This window comes from Rathayibacter sp. VKM Ac-2803, from assembly GCF_009807175.1.
Taxonomy (GTDB): Bacteria; Actinomycetota; Actinomycetes; order Actinomycetales; family Microbacteriaceae; genus Rathayibacter.
In genome coordinates, this window is the sequence record NZ_WUCD01000001.1 from 966709 (window position 1) to 984048 (window position 17340).

Genomic DNA, 17340 nt, shown 5'->3' on the forward strand with positions numbered 1-17340 from the left:
GTCATCCCTCCGCGGGCCCGGCGAACCAGGTGGTCTTGAGCGACGTGAACTTGTCGAGAGCGTGCAGCGACAGATCGCGTCCGAAGCCCGACTGCTTCACTCCGCCGAACGGAACGGTGACGTCGAGTGCGTCGACCGTGTTGACCGAGACGGTACCCGCCTGCAGCGCCGACGCGACCCGTCGGGCGCGGGAGAGACTGTCGGTGAAGACCGAGGCGGCGAGTCCGAACTCGCTCGCATTCGCCCGCGCGATCGCCTCGGACTCCTCGGTGAACGTCGAGACGGCGAGCAGCGGGCCGAAGACCTCCTCCCGCTCGATCACCGCGCCGGCGGGCACGTCGCGGAAGGCCGTGGGCTCGAGGTAGTAGCCGCCGGACTCGAGATGCAGTCGGCCTCCGCCGAAGGCGAGTCCGGCCTCGCTGCGGCCGATGTCCACGTAGCGCTGGACGCGTTCGAGCTGCTTCGCGCTGATGAGCGGACCCATGGTCGACGCGGGGTCGAGGGGATCGCCGACGCGCAGAGCGGCGGCGCGGAGGCGGATCCGCTCGAGGAGCTCGTCGGCGATGCGGGCCTCGACGAGGAGGCGGGAGTTGGCCGAGCAGACCTGGCCCGAGCATCCGAAGATCCCCGCGACCGCTCTGTCGGCGACGAGGTCGAGATCGGCGGCGTCGGCGAAGACGAGGCCGGCGCTCTTGCCGCCGGCCTCGAGCCAGACCTGCTTCATGTTGGACTCGCCCGCGTAGCGCAGGAAGAGCCTGCCGACGGCCGTGGAGCCGGTGAAGGCGATCGCATCGACGTCGGAATGCCGGCCGAGCGCCTGCCCCGCCTCGTCGCCGAGCCCGGGTACGACGTTGAGCACACCGTCCGGCAGGCCCGCTTCGATCGCGAGCTCGGCGAGCCGCAGCGCCGAGAGCGGCGACTCCTCAGCGGGCTTCAGCACGACGCTGTTCCCGGCGGCGAGAGCGGGAGCGAGCTTCCAGATCGCCATCTCGAGCGGGTAGTTCCAGGGGACGACCGCGCCGATCACGCCGAGCGGCTCGCGGGTGATGATCGCGAGATCGCCGGGAGCGGTCGGCGCGACCTCGCCGTACTGCTTGTCGATCGCCTCGGCGTACCACTGGAGGATGTGCGCGGAGCCGGGGATGTCGACGGTCGACGTGTCGGCGATGAGCTTGCCGCCGTCGAGAGTGTCGAGCAGCGCGAGCTCGTCGGCGTGGGTGCGGACGAGGTCTGCGAGGCGCAGCAGGACGGCCTTGCGTTGCGCCGGAGCGCTGCGCGACCACGATCCGGCCGAGAAGGCGCGGCGCGCGGCGGCGACGGCGCGGTCGATGTCCTCGGCTCCGCCCCGGGCGACGCTCGCGAGCACGAGACCGGTCGCGGGGTCGAGGGTGTCGAAGGTGCCGCCGTCGGCGGCGTCGACGGGCGATCCGTCGATGAAGGCACGGCGGCGGGGCTCGATCGAGCGGGCGAGTCGAGCCCAGTCCTCACGGGTGCGCATGGTGGTCCTCCTGGTGGTGCGGGTTCTCGAGGGCGTCGATCGCGGTCTGGGCGAGCAGCACGGCGCCGTCCCGCACTGCACGGTCGGCGGCGGGCGTCGCGGCGGCGGCGGCGAACGCCGGCTGGTGGTTGACCGCCGGGAGCGAGGCGATGCCGAGGTAGGGGTGGAGGGCGCGGACCCGCTGCGAGACGTTGCCCATGTCGGTGGAGGCCGTGGCCATGCCGCGCGGGCCGGCCTCGTCCAGGTCCATGTCGCGGCCGACGGCGGCGGCGTTCGCGACGAAGAGCTCGGCGAGCCGGTCGTCGTTGCGGAACTCGGCGTAGCGGGGGCTCGTCTCCGTGAGCTCCCACTCGACGCCTGCGGCCAGGGCACCCGCCTCGAAGCAGGCCCGCACCCGGGGGAAGACGTCGTCGAGCTCGGCCAGGTCGTCGGCGCGGACGTACCAGGATCCCTCGGCGAGGTCGGGGACGGCATTGGGGGCGGTGCCGGCGGCCGTGACGATGCCGTGCACGCGGATCGACGTCGGCAGCTGCTGCCGGAGGAGTCCGATCGCGACCTGGGCGATCGTGAAGGCGTCCGCGGCGTTGCGGCCCAGGTGCGGGTAGGCGCCGGCGTGCGCGGTGGCGCCGCGGTAGCGCACGTCGAAGTGCGCGACGGCGCGGGGTCGCGCGTACACCGCGTCGGCGGGGCCGGGGTGGATCATCATGGCGAGCGCGAGGGAGTCGAAGCATCCGGCCTCGAGCATCGCGATCTTGCCGCCCCCGCCCTCCTCGGCCGGAGTGCCGAGGAGACGCACGGCGACTCCGGCGTCGGCGAGGGCCGCGGCGGCGCCGATCGCGGCCGCGGCGATGACGTTGTGCCCGCAGGCGTGACCGAGCCCCGGCAGGGCGTCGTACTCGGCGACGATCCCGACGACCGGGCGTCCGTCGCGGGGCCCGTGATCGGCGGTGAAGGCCGTCTCGAGTCCGGCGGCGCCTCGCTCCACCAGGAAGCCGCGCTCCTCGAGCGCCTCGGCGAGCAGCGCCGCCGACGCGTGCTCCCGCCAGGCCGTCTCGGGCTCCGCGTGCAGACGGTGACTGATCCGCAGGAGCGCGTCGAGCCCCGCGTCGACGTGAGCCGCGACGCGCCGCTTGCGGTCGGAGGCGCTCACTCGTCGCCCGGCACGCCGTACGAGGGTGCGGCCTCGGGGTCGAGGGCGCGACGGCGGTAGTCGAGCTTCTGCGGGAGCCAGACGCCCAGCAGGCGCTCGAGCTCGGTGACCGGGTCGTCGGCGTCGTCGACGCGCAGGTCGGTGACCCGCCACGGCACGTCCTCGACGACGGCGAGTCCCGCGGAGCGGACCGGGCCCGCCTCGCCGCCCGCCTCGATCGCGCCGCGCAGAGCGTCGAGCAGACGTTCTTCCAGGGTCGACCCCGTGCTCGCGTGGAAGGCCGAGAGCATGGCGCCGGGAACGCCGTCGTGAGCGAGCAGATTGCCGGCCGCGGCGGCGGACGAGCCCTGGACGGCCGAGTGGAGCCCGAGTGCCCGGTCGCCCGAGTGGAGGGCGGTCCGTCCGGACGCGTCGACGAGGAGGAGCTGGCGGTACTGCGGGAACGCCTCATCGGCGAGAACGGCCGCGAGCGCGGTCGCGGAGTCGACGCCCGCCTCGAGTGCGTCGAGCAGCGCGGTGCCCAGCGCGGGATTGGTCACGTTCTGCGACGCGACCGCGCCGACGCCCGCGCGCAGGTGCAGGCAGCGTGCGGCGACGGCGGGACTCGACGAGCTCACGACCATGCCGAGCGCTCCGGTCAGGGGATCGCGGGCGACCAGCGAGACGGTCACGACGCGGGCTCGCTGAGGACGGCGGTCGCGTCGATCTCGACGAGCCACTCCGGTCGTGCGAGCGCCTGGACGACGAGTCCGGTCGAGACCGGGTGGACGCCCTTGAGCCAGGTGCCCATGACGCGGTAGACCGGCTCGCGGTACCGGATGTCGGTCAGGTAGACCACGACCTTCACGATGTCGGCGAGGCTGCTCCCGGACTCGCGCAGCAGGAGATCGATGTTGGCCATGGCCTTCTCCGCCTGCGCCTCGACGTCGCCGATGCCGACGCTCTCGCGGGTGTCGAGGTCCTGTCCGATCTGACCGCGCAGGTAGACCACGCCGCCCGCCACGACCGCCTGGCAGAGATCGTTGTCGAGGCTCTGCTCCGGATACGTCTCCCGGGTGTTGAAGGGGCGGATGCGGGTGTGCGTGGTCATCGGGCGGCTCCGGTCACGAGGTCGAGGGTGGGGGAGGCGGGGTCGTACTGCGCGTAGCTGCGCTGGATGCCGATCTGGTCGGCCACGAAGCGGGCGTCGTGCCAGACCCCCCAGACGAAGCTGGAGCCGCGGCGCGACTGCCAGGGGAGGCCGAGGAAGTAGACGCCGGGCTCGATCGAGACGCCGCGCTGGTGGACGGGGCGCCCGCGGTCGTCGAACGCCTCGGGCGCGATGCGCAGCCACGAGTAGTCGGTCGCGTATCCGGTGGCCCAGACGATGCTCGTGATGCCGGCGGCGGCGAGATCGAGCTCGGCGAGGGGATCGGTGACGCAGCGAGGCTCGGGGCCGAGCTCGTGGGCTGCGGGCTCCTCCGGCAGGTCGAGTCCGTTGGCGGCGACGTAGGCGTCGGCCTCGGCGAGCAGGGTCAGGTAGTTCGCGTCTCCCCGCGCGATGTTCGTCCCGACGTCGGTGCCGAAGGCGAGCCTGCCGTCGTGGTAGGCGCCGGTGCGGCCCACGAGCGTGATGCCGTTCGCCGCGAGGTCGCGGAAGTCGATGGTGCGGCCGCCGTGCGCTCCGCTGACCGCGATGGTCACGTGCTCGGCGCCGGCGGGCGGCGCGGCGAGGTCCCACTTGCCGAGCACCCCGAGCCACCAGACGAAGTCGCGACCGCGGTACCGGCGCGGCGGTCGGTCGTGCGGGCCGACGGAGAGGTGCACGCTGCGGCCGGAGCGATTCAGCTCGTCCGCGATCTGCACGCCCGAGGAGCCTGCGCCGACGACGAGGACTCCTCCGTCGGGCAGCTGCGCGGGGCTGCGGTAGGTGCTCGAGTGGATCTGGTGGAGACCGGAGTCCGCGGGCACGTTCGTCGGCACGACCGGGGTCTGGAACGGTCCCGTCGCGGCGACGACGAAGCGCGCCTCGATCTCGCCCGTCGAGGTCACGACGCGGAAGCCCGGTCGCCCCTCGAGGCGCGTGACCGAGAGCACCTCGACCCCTGTGCGGACCGGGGCGCCGATGTGCGCGGCGTACGCGGCGAAGTACTCGGCCATCTGGTCCTTGGTGGCGAAGCCGTCGGGATCGACGCCCGCGATCTCGAGGCCGGGGAACCGGTCGTGCCAGGCGGGACCGTTGGCCACGAGCGAGTCCCAGCGCCCGGTGCGCCAGCGCTCGGCGATGCGGTCGCGCTCGAGCACCACATGCGGCACTCCGGCGTCCAGCAGGTGCTCGCTCATGGCGACGCCGGCCTGGCCTGCGCCGACGACGACGACTTCGAACTTCTCGGGTTGCATGGGGCTCCACTTCGATGCTGCGGCTCACGGCGCGGGCCCCCTGTGAGGTCGCGTCCTGATCTGTCGCGCTGCCTGGCCCAGCGCCCTGCGCACTCATCCTGGGATGCCTCGGAGCGCCCCGGCAAATAGCGTTCGGGTATCGTGAACATCGGAAATTCGGATGCAACGCCGGGTTCACATCGGCGTAACACATTGGAAATGCGCAGCGGCCCTCGCCGGTCGGTCGGAAGGAGACACGCGTGGCAGGACGGCCCGAGTTCACGTTCACCCAGCTCAACTACTTCGCCCGCGCCGCCGAGCTCGGCTCGATGACGGATGCGGCCGCAGAGCTCTTCGTCGCGCAGTCGGCCGTCTCGACCGCGGTGCAGCACCTCGAGCGGACGCTCCAGACCCAGCTCTTCATCCGCCACCGGGTGAAGGGCCTCCAGCTCACGGCGGCGGGAGACGAGCTGCTGACCCGGGCCAGGGAGGTGCTGGGCGCCGTCCACGACACGCTCGACGCCTTCCGGCCCGACGCCCTGAGCGGTCCCCTCCACGCCGCCTGCTTCCCGACGCTCGCGCCCTTCTACCTGCCGCAGATCATCCACGATCTCGAACGGACCCACCCCGGCATCGAGGCGCGCGTCAGGGAGGGCACCGCCGACGAGGTGGCCCGGGCCCTCGGCAACCGCGCCATCGACATCGCGCTCACCTACGACCTGGGGCTCGGCGACGGCATCAGCAAGGAGCTGCTCGCGACCGCCCCCGTCTCCGTCGCCGTCGCCGAGGACGATCCGCTCGCGCTGCGCGACGGCCTGACTCTCGACGAGCTGGCGGCGCGGCCCATGATCCTGCTCGACATGCCGGTGAGCCGCGACTACTTCGTGGGGCTCTTCGCGCAGCGCGGACTCAGTCCCCACATCCGCTACCGCTTCGCGAGCTTCGAGACCGTGCGCGCGATGGTGGCCCGCGGGCACGGTTTCGCGCTGCTCAACCAGCGGCCCGCCGTCGGGCGCAGCTACGACGGGGGACGACTCGTGACCCGTCCCCTGCTCGATGACGTCCCCGGCCTCGACATCGTGCTCGCGACGCGATCGGGGGAGCCGCTCAGCCGCAAGGCGGGGGCCTTCGCCGAGCGGGCGCGGTCGGCGGTGCGGCTCCTGGCCGAGGGACCGGCGCACGAGCCGCGGGTGCTCTGAGGCGGTCCGGGCCCGGTTCCGGCGGTCCCTACGATGAGGGCGGGGCGTCCGCCCCGGGACGGAGCGGCAGCGTGCAACGAGTCGACCAGCGTCGCATCCGCACGGTCAACGCGTCGCTGACCCTGCGCGCGCTGTACGACGGCGGCACGCTCACGATCGACGAGGTGCGCCGCGCGACGGGCCTCTCGCGGAGGACGACCGAGGCGATCCTCGAGGACCTGGGCCGCCGGGAGTGGGTCGTCGACGTCGAGCCGGAGCGCCGGGACGGCCGAGGGCGGGGACGGCCCGCGCGCCGCTACGCCTTCAACTCCGCGAGCGGAGCGATCGTGGCCGTGCGTCTCGATCTCGAGGACATCACCGTCACGGTCGCCGACCTCTCGGGTGCGCCGATCGTCGAGCACGCCGTCGCGACTCCCCGGGGCCTGCGGCGCCCGGAGCGGATCGGCGTGCTCCGCACGGCGATCGAGGCTGCCCTCGCGGCCAGCGGTCGCAGTGCCGAGGCCGTCCTGGCGGTGACGGTCTCGACCCTCGGCATCGTCCGCGACGACGGCCTCGTCGACCTGCCCATGACGATCCCGGAGTGGTCGCGGTTCTCGATCGCCCGCGAGATCGATGCGATGTTCGACTGCCCGGTGCGCGTCGAGAACGACGCCAAGCTCGCGGCGCTCGGCGAGCGGATGGCCGGCGTGGCGCGCGGCGTGGACGACTTCGTGCGGCTGCGCGCCGACCGCGGAACGGTCGGACTCGGCATCGTGCTCAGGGGCGAGCTGTTCCGCGGGCACGACGGCGTGGCCGGTGAGATCGTCTGGGCGGAGCGCTACGGCCTCGCCGCCCTCGACCGCCACGTCCTGGGCGGACTCGGCGGGGACGATGCGGAGCGCAGTGCCGGGGCCGCGGCGTTCGTCGCGGCGGTCCGCTCCGGGGATCCCTCGGCACGCGCCTCGGCCGAGCGCCTCGCCGAGGAGCTGGCGCCCGGCCTCGCGATCCTGGCGTGGACGCTCGCGCCCGAGCTCATCGTGCTCGACGGTGCGTTCGCCGAGCTCCAGGAGGTGTTCGTGCCGGCGTTCGAGCGGGAGCTGGCGCGGGCGGGCACCGCTCCGGCGAGCCGGTTCGCCGCATCGGAGCTCGGGTCGCCCTCCGCGATCCTGCACGGTGCGCTCCGGTCGTGCCTCGACGAGGTGCAGGCTCTGCTCTTCTCGGGCAGCGAGCTGGACGCTGCGCCGAGCCTCTGATCCGGAGCGGCGGGCGATTTACGGCACCCGCTGCGCACAATTAATCCGACCGTAACGAACGAGCCGAAGCGACGCATCGGATTCGGCGATGCCCGGATTCCCGGGCTTCTCGGCCGGCGCGCCCCGCGGTCCGTGTCGCCCCTGTCACGAGCATGTTTCCCCGGTGTTTCACCGACGCCTCGGGCCGACTCGCGATCCCGGGGCGCCCCGGACGGCGCCCTCGAGGCGCTCCTATGCTCCATCCCAGCCGGACGAGGACTCGCCGGAACTCCTGACGAATGGGACGAGATGGACCAGCACACCCCCGTTTTCGGCGTCGACCTGTTCGCCTTCTGGCACGAGGACGTCTTCGGACTCGAGAGCGTGGAGGCCGTCGTCCGCAGGGGCGCCGAGGAGCCGCGAGAGCTGTGGGACGTCCTGCTGGACCGCATCGTCGCCTCGGGGGTCTCGGCCATCGAGCTCACCTTCGCCCCCTTCGACTGGCGCACAGGAGCGGCCGCCTACGGGTCGACCCGGGCCTTCCTCGACGAGCTCGGCGGTCGCGGGCTGAGCGTCTGCGGCGGCTACCTCCCGGCGCTCGAGCGCCCGGAGGCGCTGGCGACCGAGCGTCGCAGCGCGCTGCTCGAGGACGTGCGCGCCTACGCCGACTTCCTCGCGCAGGCCGGAGCGACCGCGCTCATCGGCAGCGCTCCCCTGCGCAGCACCCGCGGCAGCGTCGACGCCGTGCCGGTCGACCTGCGCACCGTGCAGGCGCTCTCGGACCCGTTCCACGACGTGGGCCGCGTCGCGCACGCCGCGGGCCTGCGCTTCGGGCTGCACACGGAGTCGCACTCGGCGATGTGGCTCGAGCGCGACATCGACCTCTTCATGCTCGCCACCGATCCGTTCTACGTCGGACTGTGCCCGGACGCCGCGCACATCACCCTCGGCGGCGGAGACGCGGTGGCCGTCGCCCGCCGGCATCGCGACCGCCTCGTCTCGGCGCACTGGAAGGACTCGACCGGCACGATCTCGTGGGACCTGACCCTCGACGAGAGCGTGCACGTCGCCCATCGCGCCTTCTGCGGTGTGCCCGGCACCGGAGTCGTCGACTGGGCCGCGTGGACCGAGGTCATGACCGCCGCGGGCCTCACCGACCCCGTCCTGCTCGAGGTGGACGCGATCGCGACGCCCGTGCAGGAGATCCGAGCAGCCATCGAGCACCTCACGCCGCTGCTGCGCGCGGCGCCGTCCGCCGCCTGATCCGCGCGCACCCCGTCCCTCCCGCCCCGCACCACTCGTCCTCCCGCACCACCGCACGTCCCCGCACCGCCTCATCCCTTCCACCGAGCTCCGAGGAGCATGCATCATGACTCACCGCCACACCCGCTCGCTGACGATCGCCGCTGCGGTCGCCGGCATCGCCGCGCTGACCCTCACGGGCTGCGTGGACGCCGAGGTCGCCGAGACCGGCACCTCCGCCGGCGCCTCCGGACTGCCGGCCGACCTCGTCGCGGCGGCCGTCGACAAGGCCGCCTCCATCGCCGACGGCGAGGACCTCGAGGGCACGACGGTGTCGCTCGTCGGCACGTGGGGCGGCGAGGAGCGCGAGCGCTTCCTCTCGACCCTCGCGCCCTTCGAGGAGGCGACCGGCGTGACGATCGACTTCACGGGCAACGAGGACTACGAGACGCTCCAGCAGACCTCCCTCGCGGCGGGCACCCCCATCGACGTCGTCGCCGCGGGCAACCTCGGCACGGTGAACGAGTACGCGGGCTCCGACGCGATCGACCTCAACGAGCTCATCGGAGAGGACGTCATCGCCGACAACTACGCACCGGGGTTCATCGACTCGACGACCGTCGACGGGGGCAACTACGGGCTCTGGACGATGGTCGACAACTACATGATCTGGTACGACCCGTCGGTCTACGAGGGCCCCGCACCCGAGGACCTCACCTGGGACGACCTCACCGCCTACACCGATTCGCTCGCGGGTTCCGGCACGGCGGCGTGGTGCATGGGTCTGAGCGCCGGAGCCAACACCGGCTGGCCGGGCTCCTACTTCGTCTTCAACCTCATGCTCAAGGAGTTCGGTCCCGACCTGCTCACGGGTCTCGCCGACGGCACCCACGCGTGGGACTCGGACGAGGTCCGCGCCTCCTTCGCCCGTTTCGGCGAGGTCGTCGCCGACGACCAGACCGTGCTCGGCGGCCCGGACGCCGTCCTCACGACCGACCCGGGTGCCGTCGGCGCCGGGATGTACACCGACCCGCAGCAGTGCGCACTCGAGCACTGGGGCACCTACACCGCCTCGATCATCCTGGGCGGCGACCCCTCGCTCGAGCCGGGCACCGACCTGGACTTCATGGAGATGCCCTCCATCACGCCCGAGTACGCCGGAGCGAACGGCTACGGCGGGACCGTCTTCACCGCCTTCGCGGATCGCCCCGAGGTCGCGGCCTTCATGGAGTACATGGCCTCCGTCGAGTCGTCCGATCTGATCGCCTCGACCGGCAACTGGATCGGCGCGAACGCGAACATCGACGCCGAGGCGTTCCCGAACTCGATCCTCGCCGGCGTCTCGGAGCAGCTGCTCACCGGCTCCGACCAGCTCGTGCCCTTCCCGATCGCCTCGACCCCCAGCGCGGTCACGGCGGCCTTCTACACGACCGTCGCGGAGTTCGTGCAGGACCCCGCCTCGCTCGATCAGAACCTCGCGGCCGTCGACGCCGCGGTCGCCGCGAACTGACCCGGCCGGGCGGCAGGGGGGAGCGACCCTCCCTGCCGCTCCGAGCCCCTCACCCGGCAGGAGACATCCCATGAACCTCGCACCGCTCGCAACGGCCCTCGTCGGGCTCGTCGCCGTGCCGATCGCGCTCGTGCTCTGGCTCGCGCTGGGGGAGCGCGCCGTGCGCCTCTTCAGCTCGTCGCGCGCGCAGGAGTCCGCCCGCGCCGCAGTCTGGCTCGTCATCCCGGTGACCCTCGGAGGCGGGATCCTGCTCTATCCGCTCCTGCAGACCGTCGTCATGAGCTTCCTGGACGCCGACGGTGCGGACTTCGTCGGCCTCGACAACTACGCCTGGGCCTTCAGCGACACGATCCTGCCGGTCCTGGTCAACAACCTGATCTGGATCGTCGTGCTGCCGGTGGTCACCCTCGTGCTCGGTGTCCTGCTCGCCGCCCTCGCCGAGCGGGTGCGCTACGAATGGCTCGTGCGCACCGTGATGGTGCTGCCGATCGCGATCTCGTTCACCGCCGCGGCCGTGATCTGGCGTCTCGTCTACGCGTACCAGCCGACCGGGGCCGCGCAGACCGGCACGCTGAACGCGCTGCTCAACCTGGTGGGTCTCGACTCGGTGGCGTTCCTCTCGGATCCCTCGATCACGACGTTCTCCCTGATCGCGGTCGGCGTCTGGATGTCGGTCGGGCTCTGCATGCTGATGTCGTCGGCCGCGATGAAGAACCTCGACTCGTCGGTGCTGGAGGCCGCGACGCTCGACGGTGCCGGCGAGGTGAGCAGCCTGCTCCGGATCGTCGTGCCGCAGATCGCGCCCACCCTCGGCGTCGTCTACACGACCCAGCTCATCTTCTCGCTCAAGGTCTTCGACATCGTCTACACGATGACCAACGGAGCCTTCAACACCGACGTCATCGCCAACCGCATGTTCTCGGAGCTGTTCCGGGCCCGCGACTACGGGCACGCCTCGGCCATCGCGGTGCTGCTGCTCGTCGTCGCCGTCCCGATCATCGTCATCAACGTCCGGCAGTTCCGGGCAGAGAGGAGCTGACATGACCGCCGCACTCGCCGCGCCGCGCCGTCGCCGCACCCCCGTCCGCCCGGCCAGGATCCTCCTGCACGCCGTGCTCATCACCGTCGTCGTCGCCTGGATCACTCCGATCGTCGGGCTGCTCGTCTACTCGCTGCGCACCAGCGCCGACAACGCCCTGACGGGCTGGTGGACGATCGTCACCCGGCCGCGCGTCACCTCGCTGAACTTCAGCGAGGCCTTCGACTCCGCCGGTCTCGGCCAGAGTCTGGTCAACAGCCTCTCGATCACCGTGCCCACGACGGTCTTCACGGTCGCCGTGAGCGCGATCGGAGCGTACGCGCTCGCTCGGATGGAGTTCCGCGGCCGGATCGCGATCCTCATGACCGCCGTCGCCCTGCTCGTGGTTCCGCCGCAGCTCACCCTCGTCCCGCTGCTGAGGCTCTTCACGCAGCTGGGTCTCACCGGAGAGATCTGGGGCATCTGGATCTACCAGGTCGGCTTCGTCGTGCCGTTCGGGATCTACCTGCTCTACGCCTTCTTCCGCGCTTTCCCGGCCGAGCTCATCGAGGCGGCCTGGCTCGACGGCGCCGGGACGATCACCGTCTTCCTGCGGATCGTGCTCCCCACCTCGGTGCCGATCCTGGTGTCGCTCGCGATCATGCAGTTCATGTGGTCCTGGAACGACCTGCTCATCCCCCTGCTCTTCCTCGGGGCGAGCAACCCGGCGGCGCCCTCGACCGTCGAGGTCGCCGGCCTCGTGCAGGCGACGGGGGGCGGGCTGAACATCGTGAGCGCCGGCGCGCTGCTCTCGATGGTCATCCCGGTCGTCGTGGCTCTCGGGTTGCAGCGCTACTTCATCCGCGGCCTGCTCGGCGGAGCCGTCAAGGGCTGAAACCCCCGTCGAGCGCTGAACCACCCGTCGAGCGCGTGCACGCCGGTTCAGGTGCCGACGCCCCGCAGCCCTCCGAAACGGCGGCTCAACCTCGCGGCGGCTCCGGTCAGCTCGGCGGCGATCCCGCTGTAGTCCTCCTGCGGGACCCTGTCCGAGAAGAAGGAGACCCCGACGCTCAGCACGGGCAGGCCGGCGTTGTCGACGGCGGCCGCCGCGATGCACGTGACGTTCTCGGTGGTCGAGCCGTGCTCGATCGACCATCCGCGCTCACGGTCGGCGCGCAGGAGCTCTCTGAGCTCCCGCAGTGTCGCCGGGCCGGCTCCTGTGCGGTCGACGAAGCGATCCTTCGTCGGGAAGATCGCGGCGATCTGGGCGTCGGAGAGCTGTGCGAGCATCGTGCGCCCGGAGGCCGTGAGCTGCGCCGGGAGCCGCACCCCGACCGCCGTGACGAGCGTGGTCGGCCGGAGCGGCTGCTCCTTGAGGAGGTAGAGCGTCTCGTGGCCGTGCAGCACGCCCATGTGCGCGGTGTGACCGAGTCCGGTCGCCAGTGCCTTCAGCACGGGACGCCCGATGTTCTCGAGGACGTGGTGCCGGAGGTACGCCGAGCCGAGCTCGAAGACCCCCACGGCGAGGGTGTAGCCCTGCGACTCGGGGATGTGCACGACGAGGCCTTCGTCGACGAGGACCTGCAGCAGCTGGTAGGTGGTGCTCCGCGGGGTCTCGATGCGTCGCGAGAGGACGGACGCCGGGACCGGTGAGGCGGAGCTCGAGAGCACCTGCAGGATCGCGATGCCCTTGCGCAGGGCGGGGATGCGCGGTCCGATCGCCGTGGTGCGGTCGACGGCCCGGGGAGCGAGCGGCTCGGTCACGACGATCCTCCCTCCGGCGATGCTCGGGCACAGCCTCTCACGCCCCTCGCAGCAGCTCCGGCCCCCTCGCCCGCAGCTCGGCCGTGCTCGTCGCACCGAGAAGCGCGAGGGTGCGCCGGTACTCCGCGCCGAGGATGTCCGCGAGGTGCTCGACACCGGCCTCGCCTCCCACGGCCAGGGCCCACAGGTAGGGGCGGCCGACGAATGCTGCGTCTGCGCCGGAGGCGATCGCCACGGCGACGTCGCCTCCCGAGCGCACACCCGAGTCGACGATCACGATCGCGTCGCGGCCGAGGGCGGCGCGCACCGGCGCGACGAGCGAGATCGGAGCGACGTGCTGGTCGAGCTGGCGGCCTCCGTGGTTCGAGAGGTGCACCCCGTCGACGCCCGCGTCACGGGCGCGCCGCGCCTCGTCGGGGGAGAAGGCGCCCTTGAGCAGGAGCGTGCGAGGCCACAGGGAGCGGATCCGTGCCACGTCGTCCCAGCTCAGCGACGGATCGAACTGGGCCCCGATGTCGGCGATCGAGCCACCGGCGAAGACGCCGTTGCGGTCGCTCGCCCGCACCTGCGCGAAGTCCATCGCCTCGTGCCGGAGCATCCGGGTCCAGTACCGCGGCTTCATGCCGATGTCGGTGAGGGTCGACAGGGTCATCTTCGGCGGGATGGTGAGACCGTTGCGCCGATCGCGCAGGCGATTGCCGGAGACGGCGGTGTCGACCGCTATCTCGAGCACGGGCGAGCCCGCCTCCACGGCGCGCCGGACGAGGTCGTCGGTCAGATCGCGGTCCTTCATCGCGTACAGCTGCGACCAGGGTGCGACCGCGGCAGCGGTCACGTCCTCGATCGTGGTGCTGCCCACGGTGGAGAGCACGTACGGGATCCGAGACGTCCGCGCCGCGCGAGCGACGGCGACCTCGCCCGCCGGATCGATCATCCGGGTGTAGCCGGTGGGCGCCAGGCCCAGGGGCAGCGCCCACCGGTCGCCCGCGATCGTCGTCCCGGTGTCGATGGAGGCGACGTCCTGCACCTGCCGGGGCAGCCAGCGGGCCCCGCGGAACGCCGCCTCGTTTCCGGTGAGCGCGAGCTCGCGATCCGAGCCGCCCTCGACGTAGTCGAAGACGCTCCGCGGGAGCGCCCGCCGGGCGGCGGAGCGGAGGTCGTCGACGGTCAGGATCCGTCGGAACGCACCGCGATCGCCCGCTCGCCCGATCCCGACGAAGTCGATGGCCTCACGCAGACGCACGGCTCAGAGCCTCGCGCTGACGGCCTTGCCGTGCGCGGGGAATCCCTCGTGCTCGGTGAAGGCCAGCACGGTGCCGCTGAGGGCGACGAGACCCTCCCTGGTCGACTTGGCGATGGCGCGCTTCTTGCGGAAGGCGTGCGCGGTGATGCCGCTCGAGACCTTCGCGTAGCCGCTCGTCGGCAGAGAGGCCGGCACGCCGAGGACGAAGTTGCCCATCGAGACGGTGGTGTCCTGCCCGAGCAGCACTTCGGCGGCGTCGTGGATGAGGTCGAGGACGGCGTCCTCGAGCTCGGCGCGCACGACGAGCTGCATGTGCTCGGGCGCGTAGGCGTTGGCGACCTCGGCGCCCTCCTCCAGGCTCGAGACGAGGACGGCGCCGCCGTTGGTGCCGAGCGAGAGCGCGGCGTAGCCCCTGCGCGGCTCGGGCAGCTCGGCCAGCTGCTTCGCGATCTCGGGCTGGAGGGCGTCGATGAGCTCCTGCGAGTCGGTCACGAGCACGCTCGACGAGTCGGGGCCGTGCTCGGCCTCGTTGAGCAGGTCGGCGGCGAGCAGGCGCACGTCGACCGAGTCGTCGGCGAGGATGAGGCTCTCGCTCGGGCCGAGCAGCATGACGCTGGGGGTGCCGTAGCGCTGCACCTCGATCTGGGCGCTCGCGACGGGCGGGCTGCCCGGTCCGCAGACCTTGCGCACGGCCGGGATGCTCTCCGTGCCGAAGGCGAGCGCCGCGACTCCCGCCGGTCCGTTGACGCGGAACACGTCCTCGATGCCCAGCTCGTCGGCGACGACGAGCACCGCGTCGTCGACCCTGCCGCCGCTGCCGGCCACCGGGGGTACGACGACCGCGATCCTCTGCACGCCGGCGACGACCGCGGGAGTGGCGAGCTGGATCAGGACAGAGGGGTAGGAGCCCTTGCCGCTCGGCACGAAGAGGCCCGCGCTCTCGATGGGGCTGGTGCGCTCGCCGACCATGACGCCGGGGGCGGTCTCGAACATCCAGTCGGCGTCGTGCGCGAGGATCTGCTCGTTGTAGCGGCGCACGAACGCGATGGACTCGCGGATGGCGTCGATCATCCCGGGCTTGAGCGCGGCCCGGGCGGCCTCGAACTCGGCGCGGCTGACGCGGATCTGCGCGGGCTCGATCTCGACTCCGTCGAACTTCGCGAGGGCGCGCACGAGGGCCGCGTCGCCGTTCAGACGCACGTCCTCGACGATCTCCAGTACGGACTCGCGGAGCGCGGGGTCGAAGATCTTCTCGAGCCCGCGGGTGAGCAGGTCGTCGCGCGCGGCGGCGTCCATGGCGCTCCAGAGCCCTCGCTCCAGGAGCGGGGAGGTGTTCTCGGTCATGGTTCTCCTCGGGTTCGTCGGGTGGGGTCGTGCGGCGTCAGATGCTGCGGCCGCCGTCGACGGTGATGGCGGAGCCGGTCAGGTAGCCGGCGTCGGGGCCGAGCAGGAACTCGAGCAGGGCGCCGATCTCCCGTTCCCGACCGAAGCGGTTCGCGGGGATGAGCTCGAGCAGCTCCTGGGCGATCTGCGGATCGCCGAGGTAGGGCGCGGTCATCCGCGACGGGAAGTACCCCGGGCAGACCGCCGTCACCGACAGTCCCTCGGCGCTCCACTCGAGTGCGAGCGACCTGGCGAGCGAGAGGGCGGCGGCCTTGCTCGCGTTGTAGTCGGCGAAGTGCGCCTCCGGCCGCACGGCGTTCACGGAGGCGTTGATCACGAGCGATCCCGGCCTCGTGAGGGTGCGGTGCGCGGCCTGGGCGACGTGCAGGCCGCCGACGACGTTGACGTCGAGCACGCGGCGGAAGAGATCCGGGTCGAGCTGCTCGGCGGGCTTCCCCTCGCCGTCGACGCCCGCGTTCGAGAAGACGCCGTCGAGACCGTCGAGCTCGTCGACCGCTGCCGCGAAGGCTGCGTCCACGGCGTCGCGATCGGTCACGTCCACGACGGATCCGCCGAGGGCGACTCCGTCGCCGAGCGCGGCACCGAGGGTGCGCTCGGACGTCCCGGTGATCCAGACCCGGTGTCCTGAGGCTGTCAGGTGCCGGGCGACGGCGGAGCCGATCCCGCTCGTGCCGCCCGTGATCAGGTAGCGGCGGCTCACGCGGCGGACTCCTCGGGGGCGCAGGCGACGACGAGCTTGCCGAGGGTGTCGGCGCGGCCCGAGAGCACGGCGGGCAGCTCGTCGAGCGGGATGCGAGTGGAGATCACCGAGGCGAAGCCCTCCGGGTCGGCGGCGAGGGTGGCGAGCGCGCGCGGGAGGTCGCCGTCGTCGAAGCCGAGAGAGGTGGCGATCTGCACTCCCTGCTCGACGAGGTCCTGGGCGACGAGGTCGATCGAGTGCGGTCCGAGAGCCACGACCAGGACGGTGCCGCCGCGGCGGACGGCCTTCACGGCTGCGAGCACGGAGCCCGGGAAGCCGGCGGCGTCGATCACCGCGTCGACCCGGGCGAGCGGCTCCGCCCCGCGCGCCGCAGCGAGCTCCCGTCGATCCTGACGCGCCTCGGTGACGCTCACCCCCACCCCCCGGGAGGCGAGCACGCGGTGGGCGAGCGCGCCGATGGGGCCGTAGCCCTGCACGAGCACCCGCTCGACCCCGGTGGGAAGCGCATCGAGGGCGCGCAGGACGACGGCGAGCGGTTCGGCGAGCGCGGCGACATCGAGCGGGAGGCCGCTGGGCACGGCGTGCAGACTCGTGGCGGGCACGACGAGGTCGGTGGCGAAGCCGCCGGGCCGCGACTCGCCCAGCCAGGTGAGGTGGGAGCAGAAGCGGGGCGAGACGGCGCAGTCCGCGCAGGCGCGGCAGGGGATCCGCGAGTCGACGACGACCCGGTCGCCGGCGACCCAGGTCCCGACCGAGGAGTCCACGACGACCGCGGCGACCTCGTGGCCGAGCGTCGCGGGCCAGTACTCGATCCACGCGCCCGTCCGCGCCGCGTGCAGATCCGAGCCGCAGACTCCGGCGTAGGCGGGCCGGACGCGGACCTCAGCGACACCCATCGGGGCAGGACTCGCCTCGGCGATCTCGAGGGTGAGATCGCGGTTCACTCTGCACGCTGTCGGCATCGGGGTCACATCTCCCATTCAAACGCCCGCCCCGCCGGGGCCGGTCGGCGCAGGAGGGCGAGTGTCCCAGATCTCAGACAT

At 72.3% G+C, this 17340-nt stretch carries 16 protein-coding genes; 6 read left to right on the plus strand and 10 right to left on the minus strand.

Features of this window, described 5'->3' with window-relative positions:
• Position 1 precedes the first annotated feature (1 nt).
• The 5 genes from GRS96_RS04475 to GRS96_RS04495 are packed head-to-tail and all read right to left on the minus strand — an operon-like array spanning position 2 to position 5027.
• On the minus strand, positions 2-1498 hold the full coding sequence (locus GRS96_RS04475; RefSeq protein WP_159987829.1) for an aldehyde dehydrogenase: 1497 nt from the start codon (positions 1496-1498) through the stop codon (positions 2-4).
• Entirely contained in the window at positions 1485-2648 is a 1164-nt protein-coding gene (locus GRS96_RS04480) for an amidohydrolase (protein ID WP_159987830.1), read from the minus strand. The genes GRS96_RS04475 and GRS96_RS04480 overlap by 14 nt, the downstream gene beginning before the upstream one ends.
• Positions 2645-3319, minus strand: coding sequence for a DUF1028 domain-containing protein (locus GRS96_RS04485; protein WP_159857816.1), 675 nt, complete (start codon positions 3317-3319; stop codon positions 2645-2647). Before GRS96_RS04485 ends, GRS96_RS04480 begins: the two co-directional genes overlap by 4 nt.
• Positions 3316-3738: a RidA family protein gene (locus tag GRS96_RS04490; RefSeq protein ID WP_159987831.1), complete on the minus strand. Its 423-nt coding sequence runs from the start codon at positions 3736-3738 to the stop codon at positions 3316-3318. The genes GRS96_RS04485 and GRS96_RS04490 overlap by 4 nt, the downstream gene beginning before the upstream one ends.
• On the minus strand, positions 3735-5027 hold the full coding sequence (locus GRS96_RS04495; RefSeq protein ID WP_159857812.1) for a flavin-containing monooxygenase: 1293 nt from the start codon (positions 5025-5027) through the stop codon (positions 3735-3737). The genes GRS96_RS04490 and GRS96_RS04495 overlap by 4 nt, the downstream gene beginning before the upstream one ends.
• A 239-nt stretch (positions 5028-5266) precedes the next feature.
• Here GRS96_RS04495 and GRS96_RS04500 point away from each other — a divergent pair, with 239 nt between their 5' ends.
• From GRS96_RS04500 to GRS96_RS04525, 6 genes are all read left to right on the plus strand, one after another.
• Positions 5267-6205 (plus strand): LysR family transcriptional regulator, encoded by a 939-nt coding sequence (locus GRS96_RS04500; RefSeq protein WP_159857810.1) that lies wholly within the window; start codon positions 5267-5269, stop codon positions 6203-6205.
• A gap of 71 nt (positions 6206-6276) precedes the next feature.
• Positions 6277-7437 (plus strand): ROK family protein, encoded by a 1161-nt coding sequence (locus GRS96_RS04505; protein WP_159857808.1) that lies wholly within the window; start codon positions 6277-6279, stop codon positions 7435-7437.
• A gap of 288 nt (positions 7438-7725) precedes the next feature.
• The gene (locus GRS96_RS04510) at positions 7726-8679 is read left to right on the plus strand and encodes a sugar phosphate isomerase/epimerase family protein (protein WP_159987832.1); all 954 of its coding nucleotides are present in this window, start codon (positions 7726-7728) and stop codon (positions 8677-8679) included.
• A 106-nt stretch (positions 8680-8785) separates the two neighbouring features.
• A complete protein-coding gene (locus tag GRS96_RS04515) occupies positions 8786-10168 on the plus strand; it encodes an ABC transporter substrate-binding protein (RefSeq protein ID WP_159987833.1) in 1383 nt (460 codons plus the stop codon).
• 70 nt (positions 10169-10238) lie between these two features.
• On the plus strand, positions 10239-11207 hold the full coding sequence (locus GRS96_RS04520) for a carbohydrate ABC transporter permease (RefSeq protein WP_159987834.1): 969 nt from the start codon (positions 10239-10241) through the stop codon (positions 11205-11207).
• 1 nt (position 11208) lies between these two features.
• Complete coding sequence (locus tag GRS96_RS04525; RefSeq protein WP_159987835.1) at positions 11209-12081, plus strand: carbohydrate ABC transporter permease; 873 nt, start codon at positions 11209-11211, stop codon at positions 12079-12081.
• A gap of 47 nt (positions 12082-12128) precedes the next feature.
• Here GRS96_RS04525 and GRS96_RS04530 read toward each other — a convergent pair whose 3' ends face one another.
• Genes GRS96_RS04530 through GRS96_RS04550 form a run of 5 tightly spaced genes read right to left on the minus strand, consistent with a single transcriptional unit; the run spans position 12129 to position 17241 of the window.
• Complete coding sequence (locus GRS96_RS04530) at positions 12129-12950, minus strand: IclR family transcriptional regulator (RefSeq protein WP_204162030.1); 822 nt, start codon at positions 12948-12950, stop codon at positions 12129-12131.
• A 37-nt stretch (positions 12951-12987) separates the two neighbouring features.
• Positions 12988-14193 (minus strand): alpha-hydroxy acid oxidase, encoded by a 1206-nt coding sequence (locus GRS96_RS04535; protein WP_159987836.1) that lies wholly within the window; start codon positions 14191-14193, stop codon positions 12988-12990.
• Between the two features lie 3 nt (positions 14194-14196).
• Positions 14197-15537, minus strand: a complete 1341-nt coding sequence (hisD, locus tag GRS96_RS04540) for a histidinol dehydrogenase (protein ID WP_159857796.1) — start codon at positions 15535-15537, stop codon at positions 14197-14199.
• Between the two features lie 37 nt (positions 15538-15574).
• Positions 15575-16297: an SDR family NAD(P)-dependent oxidoreductase gene (locus GRS96_RS04545; protein ID WP_159857794.1), complete on the minus strand. Its 723-nt coding sequence runs from the start codon at positions 16295-16297 to the stop codon at positions 15575-15577.
• On the minus strand, positions 16294-17241 hold the full coding sequence (locus tag GRS96_RS04550; RefSeq protein ID WP_159987837.1) for a zinc-dependent alcohol dehydrogenase: 948 nt from the start codon (positions 17239-17241) through the stop codon (positions 16294-16296). The genes GRS96_RS04545 and GRS96_RS04550 overlap by 4 nt, the downstream gene beginning before the upstream one ends.
• Positions 17242-17340 lie beyond the last annotated feature (99 nt).